Origin of the sequence: uncultured Pseudacidovorax sp., assembly GCF_913773995.1 — a bacterium.
Lineage (GTDB): Bacteria > Pseudomonadota > Gammaproteobacteria > Burkholderiales > Burkholderiaceae_C > Xenophilus.
In genome coordinates, this window is the sequence record NZ_CAJYES010000162.1 from 27,513 (window position 1) to 40,137 (window position 12,625).

Annotated in this window: 11 protein-coding genes; 6 read left to right on the forward strand and 5 right to left on the reverse strand. The window is 70.8% G+C overall.

The features are described 5' to 3' along the window. Positions 1-14 precede the first annotated feature (14 nt). The 4 genes from QZ772_RS15220 to QZ772_RS15235 are packed head-to-tail and all read right to left on the reverse strand — an operon-like array spanning position 15 to position 4,274. Positions 15-1,085 carry a tripartite tricarboxylate transporter substrate-binding protein gene (locus tag QZ772_RS15220; protein ID WP_295527877.1) on the reverse strand — a complete coding sequence of 357 codons (1,071 nt, stop codon included), beginning with the start codon at positions 1,083-1,085 and terminating at the stop codon, positions 15-17. Then, on the reverse strand, positions 1,054-2,562 hold the full coding sequence (locus QZ772_RS15225; RefSeq protein WP_295527879.1) for a sensor histidine kinase: 1,509 nt from the start codon (positions 2,560-2,562) through the stop codon (positions 1,054-1,056). The genes QZ772_RS15220 and QZ772_RS15225 overlap by 32 nt, the downstream gene beginning before the upstream one ends. After that, a complete protein-coding gene (locus QZ772_RS15230) occupies positions 2,543-3,208 on the reverse strand; it encodes a response regulator (protein ID WP_295527882.1) in 666 nt (221 codons plus the stop codon). Before QZ772_RS15230 ends, QZ772_RS15225 begins: the two co-directional genes overlap by 20 nt. A gap of 52 nt (positions 3,209-3,260) precedes the next feature. Beyond that, a complete protein-coding gene (locus tag QZ772_RS15235) occupies positions 3,261-4,274 on the reverse strand; it encodes a tripartite tricarboxylate transporter substrate binding protein (RefSeq protein ID WP_295527884.1) in 1,014 nt (337 codons plus the stop codon). A gap of 248 nt (positions 4,275-4,522) precedes the next feature. On the opposite strand from QZ772_RS15235, the gene QZ772_RS15240 reads away from it, so the two are divergent. After that, the gene (locus QZ772_RS15240; RefSeq protein ID WP_295527886.1) at positions 4,523-5,260 is read left to right on the forward strand and encodes a transporter substrate-binding domain-containing protein; all 738 of its coding nucleotides are present in this window, start codon (positions 4,523-4,525) and stop codon (positions 5,258-5,260) included. 56 nt (positions 5,261-5,316) lie between these two features. Here QZ772_RS15240 and QZ772_RS15245 read toward each other — a convergent pair whose 3' ends face one another. After that, positions 5,317-6,240, reverse strand: a complete 924-nt coding sequence (locus QZ772_RS15245) for a LysR family transcriptional regulator (protein ID WP_295527889.1) — start codon at positions 6,238-6,240, stop codon at positions 5,317-5,319. Positions 6,241-6,359: 119 nt separating this feature from the next. On the opposite strand from QZ772_RS15245, the gene QZ772_RS15250 reads away from it, so the two are divergent. The 5 genes from QZ772_RS15250 to QZ772_RS15270 are packed head-to-tail and all read left to right on the forward strand — an operon-like array spanning position 6,360 to position 12,595. Beyond that, positions 6,360-7,208: a fumarylacetoacetate hydrolase family protein gene (locus tag QZ772_RS15250; RefSeq protein ID WP_295527890.1), complete on the forward strand. Its 849-nt coding sequence runs from the start codon at positions 6,360-6,362 to the stop codon at positions 7,206-7,208. A gap of 24 nt (positions 7,209-7,232) precedes the next feature. Further along, positions 7,233-9,332: a hydantoinase/oxoprolinase family protein gene (locus QZ772_RS15255; RefSeq protein WP_295527893.1), complete on the forward strand. Its 2,100-nt coding sequence runs from the start codon at positions 7,233-7,235 to the stop codon at positions 9,330-9,332. After that, positions 9,329-11,137: a hydantoinase B/oxoprolinase family protein gene (locus QZ772_RS15260; RefSeq protein WP_295527896.1), complete on the forward strand. Its 1,809-nt coding sequence runs from the start codon at positions 9,329-9,331 to the stop codon at positions 11,135-11,137. Before QZ772_RS15255 ends, QZ772_RS15260 begins: the two co-directional genes overlap by 4 nt. Before the next feature lie 8 nt (positions 11,138-11,145). Continuing rightward, positions 11,146-11,511, forward strand: coding sequence for a hypothetical protein (locus tag QZ772_RS15265; RefSeq protein WP_295527899.1), 366 nt, complete (start codon positions 11,146-11,148; stop codon positions 11,509-11,511). 13 nt (positions 11,512-11,524) lie between these two features. Further along, positions 11,525-12,595 carry a GTP-binding protein gene (locus QZ772_RS15270; RefSeq protein ID WP_295527901.1) on the forward strand — a complete coding sequence of 357 codons (1,071 nt, stop codon included), beginning with the start codon at positions 11,525-11,527 and terminating at the stop codon, positions 12,593-12,595. Positions 12,596-12,625 lie beyond the last annotated feature (30 nt).

Here is a 12,625-nt window from a genome sequence, read left to right on the forward strand (position 1 = left end):
AGCAGGGCAGCCCCTCAGCTGCCTGTGCGGCTCCAGCGGCGCAGGCCCAGTTCCGTGGCCAGCTTCTGGTACTTGTCCAGCTCCGCTTCCACGAAGCGCGCCAGGGCCGGGCCGGTGAGCGCGAAGGGATAGAGCGAATGGCGGACCAGCAGCTGCGCATAGCCCGGCGCCTTCATCGCCTCCTCGAAGGCGGCGGTCCAGGCGTGCACCGCAGGCTCCGGCACATCGGCGCTGAGGTACACGCCGCGCACGGTGGGCCAGACGATGTCGATGCCCTGCTCGCGCGCCGTGGGCACGCCCTGCAGCGCGCCGCCCAGCCGCTCGGCCGAAAAGACCGCCAGGAAGCGCAGGGCGGCGCCGGCGTCCACGGCCTGGGCGGCCTCGGCCGCGTCGCCGCAGAACACGTCCACATGCCGCCCCTGCAGCGCATTGAGCGCATCGCCGCCGCCTTCGAAGGCCACGAAGCGCATGGCCTTGTGGTCACCGCCGCTGGCCCGCACCAGCAGGGCAGCCTTCACCCAATCCTGGCTGCCGACGGTGCCCCCGGCGCCGAAGGCGATGCGGCCGGGCTTGGCGCGCAGCACTTCCACCAGGTCCTGAAGCCGGCGGTAGGGCGAGTCGCGGTGCACGGCGATCACGCCATAGTCGGCACCCAGCAGCGCCAGCCAGCGCACCGCCGAGACCGGGTGCGGGCCGAAGCGGCCCTGCGCGATGTTCAGCAGCGAGCCGCCGGAAAAGGCCACCAGCGTGCCGGGGCCGCCGATGCGCCCGGTGGCGATCTGGTCGAAGGCGAGGGCGCCGATGCCGCCGGGCAAGAAGCGCTGGCCCAGCGGGGGCCGCTGCGGCCGCACCGCCTGCAGGGCGTCGCGCGCCAATGCGCAGGTGAGCGCGAAACCGCCGCCGGCCTTCGCCGGAATGACGCATTCGGCAGCCAGGACGCTTGGGTCCGGGATGGCCGGCAAGGGGGCGGCGGCTGCGGCGGCGAGGGCAGCGCCTGGTGCGCCCGCAGGCAGCACCAGAGCTGCGGCGGCCCGCAGCAGCAGCTGGCGGCGATCAGGTGGGCGTGGCGGGGTGCGATGCCTCATGGGTGTCTCCGGTCGTTCTTGCGGTGTCGGCGCGGCGGTCGCGTGGCCACCAGATCTCGGCATGCAGGCCGGACGATGGCGCACGGTCCCGCAGCCGCAGTTCGCCGCCATGCCGCTGGGCGATGGAGCGCGCGATGGCCAGGCCCAGGCCGAAGCCGCCCGGCCGCGCACCGCTGCCGCGCTGGAAGCGCTGGCCGAGGCGCGCACGGTCCTCGGCATCCAGGCCGGGGCCGTTGTCCTCGACGGCCAGCAGCCAGCCCTGCGCATCGCTGCCGGACAGCAGCGTCACGGTTCCTCCTTCGGGCGTGTACGCCACGGCATTGGCCACCAGGTTGGCGAAGGCCTCGCGCAGCAGGTGGCGGTCTCCGAAGGCGGCCGGTGCGTCTGCCTCGGGCTGGATGCCCAGGTCGATGCGCTTGCGGCGGGCGGCCGGCAGCCATTGCAGCGCGACCTCACGCAGCAATTCGCCAGCGTCGAAAAGTGCGGCCTCCACCGGCACCGTGTCGCTGCGACCAAGGGCCAGCAGTTGCTGCGCGCTGCGCGTGGCGCTGGCGATCTCGGCCTCGAGGGCGGCGAGCGCGTCCTGCACCAGGCCCGCGTCCTGTTCGCGCCGCGCATAGTCCACCTGCATCTGCAGCGTGGTGAGATGGGTGCGCAACTGGTGCGACGCGTCGTCCAGGAACTGGCGCTGCAGCGACACCAGCTCCTGCGTGCGCGCCATCTGCCGGTTGACGGCTTCCACCAGCGGGCGGATCTCGGCTGGCAGGTTCTCCTGCGAGATGCGGTTCAGGTCATCGGGCGGGCGTGCCTCGACCTCTTGCGCCAGCCGCGAGAGCGGCCGCAGCGCTGCCAGCAGTGCGGCCGTGGTGCCGCCCAGCATCAGGAGCAGCACCAGCAGGTCACGCAGCGCGGCACTGCGCACGAAGCGGGCGCTGAAGACCTCGCGCGACTGGGTGCTTTCGCCCACCTGGATCATCACGGTGCGTGCCGTGCTGCCGGCGGGCATGCGCTCCAGCTCGCGCTGGTAGGCCGCGAGCCGCACCGGCTCGCCGAAGTACACCGCGTCGTAGAACACCGGCACGCCCAGGGGCGGCGGGGTGCCCGGCTGCGGGAAGTCGGCACTGCCCAGTTCGACCAGCCCGTCGGAGGTGGCGACACGAAAGAACACCTGGCCGCTCGCCGTGAGCTCGAAGAACTCGAACATGGTGTAGGGCATCTCCAGCGACAGGCCGCCCGAGGCGGTGGAGATGTTGGCGTCGATGGACTTGAGGGCGCCCAGCAGCGAGCGGTCGTAGGCCGAGTTGGCGGATTCGAGCGCATCGTGGCGGGTCATCCACAGCTCCAGCGCCGTGACCGCCGCCAGCCCCGGCAGCAGCAGCAGGGCCAGCCGCTGCCACAGGCTGCTGCGCTGCAGCCAGCGCGCGACGCGAAGGCGCAGCCGCGGCGGCGCCGCAGGCTCAGTCCGGTTCGAGCACATAGCCCAGCCCGCGCAGGGTGACGATGCGCGCGCCACTGCCGTCCAGCCGCCTGCGCAGGCGGTACACCAGCACCTCGACCGCCTCGGGGTTCACCTCGTCCTGGTCCGAGAACACGCGGTCGACGATCTGCTGCTTGGACAGCGGCTCGCCAGTGCGTTGCGCCAGCGCCCGCAGCACGGCGGACTCGCGCGGCGACAGCGCGAGCACTTCGCCGTGCAGCGTGAACTGCCGTCGGGTGCTGTCGTAGACCAGTGGCCCGCACGCCAGGCGCGGATGCTCCACGCCGCGGGCGCGGCGCACCAGTGCATGCAGGCGCGCCTCCAGTTCGGCAAGGGCGAAAGGCTTGGCGAGGAAGTCGTCGGCGCCCGCGTTCAGGGCCGCAACCTTCTCGTCGACCGAATCACGCGCGGTGAGGATCAGCGCCGGGATGCGCTGGTCGCGCTCGCGCAGGCGCTGCAGTACGCGGTGGCCGTCCAGTCCCGGCAGGCCGAGGTCGAGCACCAGGGCGTCATGGTCGCGCTGCTGCAGGGCCCGGTCGGCGAGGCGGCCGTCGTCCACCCATTCGACCTGGATGCCCGAATGCTCCAGCGCCCGGCACAGCCAGGTGCCGAGGGTGTGTTCGTCTTCCGCCAGGAGAATGCGCATGGTGGCCGATGCTAGCTGCGGCCCATGCCGCTTCGGCAGCCGGCAGCGCCGCTCAGTCGGGCTTGATGTTGGCGCGCGCGATGACCTTCTGCCAGCGGGCCTGCTCGGCCGCGATGAACTGCGCGAACTGCTCGGGCGTGCCGCCCACCACCTCGGCCGCATCGGCGCTCATGCGCTCCAGGGCCGGTGGCGACTTGGCAGCCTTCATCGTTTCGGCCGACAGCTTGGCCAGGTGGGCCGGCGTCATCGAGGCCGGGGCCATCATGCCGTACCACTGCGTCATCTCGAAGCCCGGGAAGCCCTGCTCGGCCACGGTGGGCACGTCGGGCAACTGCGGCAGGCGACGCGTAGAGCCGGTGCCGATGCAGCGCAGTTTGCCCGACTTGATGAAGGGAATCACGGCCGCCGCGCCGATGGCCGAGGCCTCCAGCCGGCCGGCCATCAGGTCGGTGAGCATGGGGCCGGTGCCCTTGTAGGGCACGTGCAGCATGAAGATGTCGGCGCTCATCTTCAGGTATTCCATGGCCAGGTGGCCGGCGCTGCCGTTGCCGGCCGAGCCGTAGCTCAGGCGGCCCGGGCGGCTCTTGGCATAGGCGACGAACTCCTTGAGGTTCTTGGCCGGCACGTCCGGATGGATCACGTACAGGCTGGGCACCTTGGCCAGCAGGCTGACGGGCTTGAAGTCCTTGTTGGGTTCGTAGGGCAGCTTGGCGAAGATGTACGGATTGACCGCCAGCGTGCCGATGTGGCCCAGGATGATGGTGTGCTGGTCGTCGGCGCGGGCCACGTCCTGCATGGCGATGTTGCCGGCGGCGCCCGGCTTGTTGTCGACGTAGACGCTCTGGCCCAGGGTCTTGCTCAGCTCGGCGGCGGTGGAGCGCGCCACGATCTCGGACGAGCCGCCCGGTGCGAAGGGCACCACGAAGCGCACCTGGCGCGTGGGCCAGTTGTCCTGGGCGAAGGCCAGGTGGGGCAGGGCGCCGGCGGCGACGGACGCGGCAGCGCCCTGCAGCAGGCGGCGGCGGGTAGGCAGGGCGGGGTGGGCGAGCGGGTCGTGGTGCGTCATGGCGTCGTCTCCGGAACTGTTCTAGGGGCGCGGCGGCGAGGTCCGCCAGGAAGGAATTCGGCACGGCCAGCGCGACGCCGGCCAGGCTGGACGCGATGGTGCACAAGGCAAGCTGTCAAAAGGCTTTCAGCGCTCGGCACTGGCGCTTGCGCCAACGCCAGGCGTCAGGCACGTCGACGATGATCGGGTCGGTTCGGGGGCGGCCGCGTCGGCCCCGTCTTTTTTGGCCTGCTTCCAAGGAGTCCACCATGTCCCTCATCGATCCGGCCGTCGCGGCCGCCTTCGCGCCGCGCGGCGTGCTGCGCGCCTCCATCAACCTCGGCAATCCGATTCTGGCCCGCCGCGACGCGGGCACCGGCGAGGTGGGGGGTGTCTCGGTCGATCTGGCCCGCGCGTTCGCACAGGAGCTGGGCGTCGGCCTTGAGCTGGCGGTGTTCGACACCGCGGCCGCGTCGGTGGCCGCGGTGAAGGCCGAAGACGCGGACGTCGGCTTCTTCGCCATTGATCCGCTGCGCGGTGAAGGCATTCGCTTCACGGCGCCCTATGTGCTGATCGAGGGTGCGTACCTGGTACGCGATGCCTCGCCCCTGCAATCCAATGAAGAGGTCGACCGCGCCGGCACCCGCGTGATGGTGGGCAAGGGCAGCGCCTACGACCTGTATCTCACGCGCGAGTTGAAGACGGCCAGCATCGCGCGTGCGCCGTCTTCTCCGGCGGTGGTCGACGCCTTCATCGCCGAGGCGGCCGACGTGGCCGCCGGGGTGAAGCAGCAGTTGCAGGCCGACGCCGCACGCATCGGCGGCCTGCGCCTGCTGCCGGGGCGCTTCATGGTGATCCAGCAGGCCATGGGCACGCCCGCCAGCCGGGGAGAGGCGGCGGCCGCCGCGTTGGCCGCTTTCGTGGAAGAGGCCAAGGCGAGCGGCTTCGTGGCGCAGGCGCTGGCGCGCCATGGCATCCAGGGGGCGTCCGTCGCGCCCGCGGCCTGAGACCGGCGCCCCGGCTCCCTGCGCTGCCGGTGCAGCATGGAGGCCGGCGTCGAGGCTCAGCCTGGCGCGGGCTCGGTGAGCTGGTGCCCCCACCGTTCGGTCAGCGCCTGGATCTGCGCCGCCACGGCGCGGGTGGCGGCCGACAGCTTGCCCTGGCTGGGCATGGCCAGCACCACATGCCGGCACAGGTCGGGTTCCACCAGCTGGCTGGCCTGCAGCCTGCCGGTCGCCACGGCCTCGGCCACCGCGTAGGGCCCCAGCACGGCATACAGCCCCGGCACTGCGGCGGCCAGTTCCTTCTGGGTCGTGAGCGAGTCGGCCTCGACGGCCGCATCGAGCCGGAACCCGCACGCGCGCGCCGCTTCGTCCAGGGTCTGCCGCCATTGGCCGGGCCGGCGCGGCAGCACCAGGCGCAGGTCGCGCAACTGCTCGAAGGCCAGCACGGGCGCGCGCGTGAGGGCATCGCCTGGCGCGGCGACCAGGTAGGTATGGGCCACGCACAGCGCCTTCTCATCGCGGCCGTTGGGTTGCTGGGCACGAAAGAGGATGGCCAGGTCGACCGCACCGGTGTCGAGCATCAGATCCAGCTCGGCCCCCTGGGCTTCCGCGATGCTCAGGCGGATGCCGGGGTGCTCGCGCTGCAGCGCCTCGAACAGGCGTGTCATGAGCGGGTGGGCCGCCGAGGGCAGGATGCCCAGCCGCACCTCGCCCAGCAGTTGCCCGGCGTCGGCGCGCATTTCGCTCTCCAGCTGTTCCGTGTCGTGCAGCCAGGCCCGCAGCCGCCGGGCCGCGCGCTCTCCCAGTTCGGTGAGCGTCACGCCGCGGCCCGTCCGGTGAAAGAGGCGCCCGCCGCAGCTCGCCTCGAAATCCGCGATCTGGCGGCTGATGTGCGACTGCACGGTCTGCCGCCGCAAGGCCACCTTGCTCAGGCTGCCGGTGTCGGCGACTTCGAGGAACAGGCGAACGCTGGCGGGGTTCATCGGGCGAAAGGGGCTGAGTTATGCCTCATGAAGCATATCTGCCATCTTTCCCGTCTGTCTAGGAAGAAGGCGCGGGCATTCCTACAGTCCCTCCATTGCTTTGACCGATGGAGACAGATGTGAGACTCGCCAGCTTCGTGTTCGAGGGCCAGCCCGCCTATGGCGTGGTGGAGGATGGCCACTACCGCGTACCGCCCGCCGCTTTCCGCGCCCGCTTCGCCGACCTGACCGCCGTGCTGCGTGCCGGGGCGCTCGATGAACTCCGCACGGCCGCTGCCGAGGGCGAGCGCGTGGCGGCCGAGGCTGTGCAGCTGCTGCCCGTGATCCCCAACCCCGGCAAGCTCATCTGCGTGGGCCTGAACTACAAGACCCACGTCGCCGAGACCAAGCGGGCCGACAGCGACTACCCCTCGCTCTTCCTGCGCTTCAACGACACCCTGGCCGCGCATGGCGACGCGGTGCTGCGCCCCGCCTTCTCCGAGCGCTTCGACTGGGAGGGCGAGCTGGCCTTCGTGATCGGCAAGGGCGGCCGGCACATTCCGAAAGCGCAGGCCTTCGAGCACATCGCCGGCTATGCCTGCTTCAACGACGTGAGCGTGCGCGACTGGCAGCGCCACACCCACCAGTTCACCCCCGGCAAGAACTTCCCGGGCACCGCGCCCTTCGGCCCCTACCTGGTCACTCGCGACGAGGTTCCCGACGTGACGGCGTTGACGCTGGAGACGCGGGTCAATGGCCAGGTCATGCAGCATGCCGGCATCTCGGACCTGATCTTCGACATCCCCGTGCTGGTCGAGTACATCTCGCGCTTCACGCCGCTTTCTCCCGGCGACGTGATCGCCACCGGCACGCCCGGCGGCGTGGGTGACCGGCGCGAGCCGCCGCTCTACATGAAGGACGGCGACACCGTCGAGGTCGAGATCACCGGCCTGGGCGTGCTGCGCAACCGCATCGGCACCGCGCACTGACGCGCACCCCACAGAAAGACTTCCATGGCACACACATCCGATGCGGCGCGGGCCGCAGGCGGTCGGCTGCGCATCGCCGTCGACATCGGCGGCACCTTCACCGACATGGCCGCCTTCGACGAGGCCAGCGGCAAGCTGCTGTTCGGCAAGGCGCTCTCCACCCATGGTGAGCTGGTCAAGGGCATCCAGGCCACCATCGACAGCGCGAAGATCGACTGGCGCGACGGCCACCTGTTCCTGCACGGCTCCACCATCGCCATCAACACGCTGCTGGAGCGCAACGGCGCCAACACCGCGCTGCTGATCACCGAGGGCTTCCGCGACATCTACGAGATCGGCCGCGTGAACCGGCCCGATGCCTACAACCTCTTCTTCAACAAGCACGAGCCGCTGGTGCGCCGCAGCCTGCGCTTCGAGGTGGCCGAGCGGCTGCGCGCCGATGGCAGCACCCACAAGCCGCTGGACGAAGAGGCGGTGCGCGAGCTGGCCCGCACCCTGCGCGGCGAGGGCGTGGAGGCCGTGGCCGTGCTGCTGCTGCACTCCTACCGCAATCCGAAGCACGAGCAGCGGGTCAAGCAGATCCTGCAGGAAGAGATCCCCGGCGCCTTCGTCTGCGCGTCGCACGAGCTGTCGCAGGAATACCGCGAGTTCGAGCGCGTCTCCACGGCGGTGGCCAATGCCTATGTCGGCCCCCGCGTGAGCGAATACCTGGGCCAGCTGGAGCGGCACCTGGCCGGCAAGGGCTTCGGCGGCGACTTCTACATCGTGCAGTCCACCGGCGGCCTGTTCCCGGTGGAGCATGCGAAGGTGGGTTGCGTGCGCATGCTGGAGTCCGGCCCGGCGGCCGGCGTGATCGGCGCGCAGGCCATCTGTGCCCAGCTCGGCATGGGCGACGCCATCGCCTTCGACATGGGCGGCACCACGGCCAAGGCCGGCGTGATCAGCGAAGGCCGGCCCCTGACCACCGGCTCCGCCCTGATCGGCGGTTATGAGCGAGCCCTGCCGATCCAAATCCCGATGATGGACATCCACGAGGTGGGCACGGGCGGCGGCTCCATCGCGCGGGTGGAGACGGGCAACGCGCTGCGCGTCGGCCCGCAGAGCGCCGGCTCCATCCCCGGACCGGTCGCCTACGGCCGCGGCGGCACCGAGCCGACCGTCACCGATGCCAACCTGCTGCTGGGCCGGCTCGACGCCGATCACTTCCTCGGCGGCGAACTCAAGCTGGACCTGGACGGCTGCCGCCGCCAGATGGCCGAGCGCGTGGCCGGCCCGCTGGGGCTGGAGCCCACCGAGGCGGCCGACGGCATCCTGCGCATCGCCGTGACGCAGATGTCGCATGCCGTGAAGGCCGTGACCACCGAGCGCGGTCTGGATGCCGGCAGCTTCACCATGGTGGTGTATGGCGGCGCCGGGCCGCTGCATGCCTCGGCCATCGCCCGCGAGATCGGCATCCGCAAGGTGCTCATCCCCTATGCGCCGGGCTACTTCTCGGCCTACGGCATGCTGTTCTCGGACCTGCGCTACGACTATGTGCGCTCGGTGTTCCGCAAGCTGGGCGACGTCTCTTTCGAGGAGATCGAGGCTGCCTACCAGTCGATGGAGGACGAGGGCCGCGCCGCGCTCGCGGCCTCGGGCGTCGAGCCCGATGGCGTGGTGATTGAGCGTGCCGCCGACATGCGCTACGTGGGCCAGGAGCATGCCGTGACGGTGGACCTGCCGCTGGCCTTCTTCGAAGGCCGCGACCGAGCCGCCATCAAGCAGCAGTTCGACGAGCTGCACAAGGTGCGCTACGGCACCTCGGCGCCCAAGGAGCCGGCCGACCTGGTCAGCCTGCGCGTCACGGTGCTCGGCACCATGAAGAAGCCGCCCAAGCACAGCGTGGAGTCGGGCCGCACGCAGCCCGATGCGGTGGCCGTGCGCACCGTCAAGCCGGTGTACTTCCGCAGCACGGGCTGGACCGACACGCCGGTCTACATCCGCGACCTGCTGCTGGCGGGCAACGAGATCGCCGGCCCCGCACTGGTCGAGGAGCATGCCTCCACCACCGTCGTGCAGCCGGGCGATGCGCTGCGCGTGGACGAACTGGGCAACCTGCAGATCTCCATCGGGAGCGAGCGATGAGCAACACCACCCTCTCCACCTCGGCCGCGCCGCAGGGCGCCGGCGCCGTCGATCCGGTCACCGTCGAGATCATCCGCAACGGCCTGTATGCCGTGACGGAGGAGATGAAGAGCAACCTGACGCGCACCGCGTACAACCTCATCATCTACGAGGCGCTGGACTTCACCGTCGGCCTGTTCACCCGCGAGGGCGACACGGTCTCGATCGGCCTGGGCCTGCCCATGTTCATCCGCGGCATGAGCGAGACGGTCAAGGCCAAGATCCGCCACTTCGGCTACGAGAACATCAAGCCGGGCGACATCCTCGTCACCAACGACGCCTACACCACCGGCAGCCACCTGAACCACTTCACCTTCACCATGCCGGTGTTCCACGAAGGGCGACTGGAGGGCTTCACCTGCTGCATGGCGCACTGGCTGGACGTGGGCGGCACGTTGGGCAACGTGACCACCGACATCTTCAGCGAGGGCATCCAGATCCCCATCGTGAAGTACCAGCGCGAGGGCGCCGTCAACCAGGACCTGGTCGACATCATCGCGATGAACGTGCGCATGCCCGAGCGGGCGCTGGGCGACCTGCGGGCCCAGATCACCGCCGTGACGACCGGCGAGCGCCGCTACCTCGAACTGCTGCAGCGCTACGGCGCCGGCGCCGTCAACGGTGCCATCGCGCAGATCATGGATTCCAGCGAGGCAGTGGCGCGCAAGAACACGCTGTCCATCCCCGACGGCACCTACGAGGCCGAGTCCTTCATGGACGACGACGGCCTGGAGATCGGCAAGCGTATCCCGATCCGGGTGAAGGTCACCGTCAAGGGCGACGAGATGACCGTTGACCTGAGCGACGTCAGCAAGCAGGTGCGCGGCTTCTACAACAGCGGCTTCACCACCGGCATCGCCTGCGCGCAGGTGGCCTACAAGTGCCTCACCACGCCGACCGACTACCCGGTCAACGACGGCTCCTTCCGGCCGCTGAAGGTCATCATGCCGATGGGCACCGTCATCAGCGCCGAGCGGCCGTATCCGATGCGGGTGTGGATGACCTTCCCGATGACGGTCATCGACACCATCTTCAAGGCGCTGGCGCCGGCCATTCCCGACCGCTCCATCGCAGGCCACCATGCGGACCTGGTGTTCCCCAACATCCACGGCATCAGCCCGGAGGATGGGCGGCTGTTCATCGTGGGCATCGGTCCGCTGGGTGGCGGCTGGGGCGCCAAGAGCCGGGAGGACGGCGTGTCGGTCACCGTCTGCATCAACGACGGCGACACGCACAACAGCCCCACCGAGCAGCTGGAGGCCAAGTACCCCGTGCTGGTGGAGAAGTACGAGATCCGCCAGGACTCCGGCGGCGCCGGCCGCTACCGCGGCGGCCTGGGCGCCGAGATGGTGGTGCAGGCGCTGTCGCCCTTCACCGTTACGACCCGCATCGACCGCGTGCATTGCAAGCCCTGGGGGCTGGAAGGCGGCGGCGAGGCCATGGGCAACGGGCTGGCCGTGCGCCACAAGGGCGAATGGAAGACCGACCATCCCAACGCCAAGATCTTCAACGTGCGGCTGGAGCGCGGCGACGCCTACAAGATGCTCTCGGGCGGCGGCGGCGGCTTCGGCAACCCGCTGGAGCGCGAGCTCGACAAGGTGGCCGAGGACGTGCGCGAGGGCTACGTCAGCGCCCAGGTGGCGCGGGAGGTCTACAAGGTGGCGCTCGACGCCCGGGGCCAGGTCGATGCCGCGGCGACGCAGGCCCTGCGCAGCGCGGCGCCCGGCGGCGCCGGCGCCAGCGAACTTGCCTGGGCCGGCCAGTGAGCTGCGCGATGGCCGAGGTCGACACCGCCCGCGAGCAGGCGCATCGGCTGCTGGAGCTGTGGAGCGCGCTGGCCCTGCGGCATGTGGCGCTGGGCGGTGCCTGCGCCTGCGGCGCGGGCGGCGTCAGCCTGCGGCTGGAGGACTTCGAGCTGGACATCGCCGACTACCTGCAGGATGGCGGCGAGCGGCACGAGGATGCAGGCGTGGCCGGCTGGTTCAAGGCGCGCGCCGGCCAGTCGCCCGGCAGCCAGCCGCTGCGCGATCTGCTCGACGGTGTGCTGAGCGGGACCGTTCCCCCGGCTGCCGCCGACTGGCTGCTGCCGCGGCTGGAGCGCACGCTGCGCTCCTTTGCCGAACTGCACGGCGGGCTGTGACGCGGGGCGCACCATGAGCGGCCATTTCTCCGCGCTGCTGGCAGCCACGCCGCCGGCCGAGCCGGTGGACCGGGTGCCGGTGACCGTGCTCACCGGCTTCCTCGGCAGCGGCAAGACGACGCTGCTCAACCGCCTGCTCGCGCTGCCCGACCTGGAAGGCACCGCGGTCATCGTCAACGAGTTCGGCGCCGTCGGCATCGACCACGACCTGGTGGCCCACAGCACCGGGGACACGGTGCTGCTCGCCAACGGCTGCCTGTGCTGCGCCGTGCGTGGCGATCTGGTCGACGCGCTGGTGCGACTGCGGGAACGTGGCGCCTCGTTGCGCCGGGTGCTGATCGAGACCAGCGGCCTGGCCGACCCCGGCCCCATCCTGCGCACGCTGATGGGCGAGCCCGCCGTGGTGGCGCATTACCGGCTGGCGGGCACCGCCTGCACGGTGGATGCGGTGCTGGGCGTGGACACGCTGGCGCGCCATCCGCAGGCGCAGCGGCAGGTGGCCGTGGCCGACCTGCTGATGGTCACCAAGACCGACCTGCTCGACGATGTCGCGCTGCCCGCGGGCCTGATCGACCGGCTCGGCCGCCTCAATCCGCAGGCCATGCGCCGCGACGATGCGGTGATGCATGCGCAGAGCCTGCGCCGGCTGATGGAGCGCCCGCCGCTCGACGCCCCGGTGGAGCTGGCGCCCGCCTACCGCCCCGCGGCCGGCGTCGCGCCCGCATCGACCGCCGATGCGGGCCTGCATGCCGAGGACATCCGCTCCTTCGTCATCACCCGCGAAGAACCGCTTCCCCGCGATGGCTTCGCCGCCTGGATGGACATGCTCGTCGCCATGCGCGGCGAGGACCTGCTGCGCGTCAAGGGCATCGTGGCGCTGGCGGAGCAGCCGGAGCAGCCCCTGGTCTTCCATGGCGTGCAGCACCTGTTCGCGCCGCCGCAGACGCTGCCGGCCTGGCCGGGGCCCGACCGCCGCACGCGCATCGTGTTCATCACCCGCGGCCTGGACCTGGAGGCGCTGGACGAATCGCTGCATGTGCTGGCGCGGCGAAAGCGGCGAGCGCCTCCAGCCGCGAGCGGCTGACCCTGGCCGTCCACGCATCGAACAACCAAG

Excerpts from the sequence above, each read along its gene's own strand:
- QZ772_RS15220 (WP_295527877.1), bottom strand. The coding sequence starts at position 1,085 with ATGAGGCATCGCACCCCGCCACGCCCACCTGATCGCCGCCAGCTGCTG.
- QZ772_RS15225 (WP_295527879.1), bottom strand. The coding sequence starts at position 2,562 with ATGTGCTCGAACCGGACTGAGCCTGCGGCGCCGCCGCGGCTGCGCCTT.
- QZ772_RS15230 (WP_295527882.1), bottom strand. The coding sequence starts at position 3,208 with ATGCGCATTCTCCTGGCGGAAGACGAACACACCCTCGGCACCTGGCTG.
- QZ772_RS15235 (WP_295527884.1), bottom strand. The coding sequence starts at position 4,274 with ATGACGCACCACGACCCGCTCGCCCACCCCGCCCTGCCTACCCGCCGC.
- QZ772_RS15240 (WP_295527886.1), top strand. The coding sequence starts at position 4,523 with ATGTCCCTCATCGATCCGGCCGTCGCGGCCGCCTTCGCGCCGCGCGGC.
- QZ772_RS15245 (WP_295527889.1), bottom strand. The coding sequence starts at position 6,240 with ATGAACCCCGCCAGCGTTCGCCTGTTCCTCGAAGTCGCCGACACCGGC.
- QZ772_RS15255 (WP_295527893.1), top strand. The coding sequence starts at position 7,233 with ATGGCACACACATCCGATGCGGCGCGGGCCGCAGGCGGTCGGCTGCGC.
- QZ772_RS15260 (WP_295527896.1), top strand. The coding sequence starts at position 9,329 with ATGAGCAACACCACCCTCTCCACCTCGGCCGCGCCGCAGGGCGCCGGC.
- QZ772_RS15265 (WP_295527899.1), top strand. The coding sequence starts at position 11,146 with ATGGCCGAGGTCGACACCGCCCGCGAGCAGGCGCATCGGCTGCTGGAG.
- QZ772_RS15270 (WP_295527901.1), top strand. The coding sequence starts at position 11,525 with ATGAGCGGCCATTTCTCCGCGCTGCTGGCAGCCACGCCGCCGGCCGAG.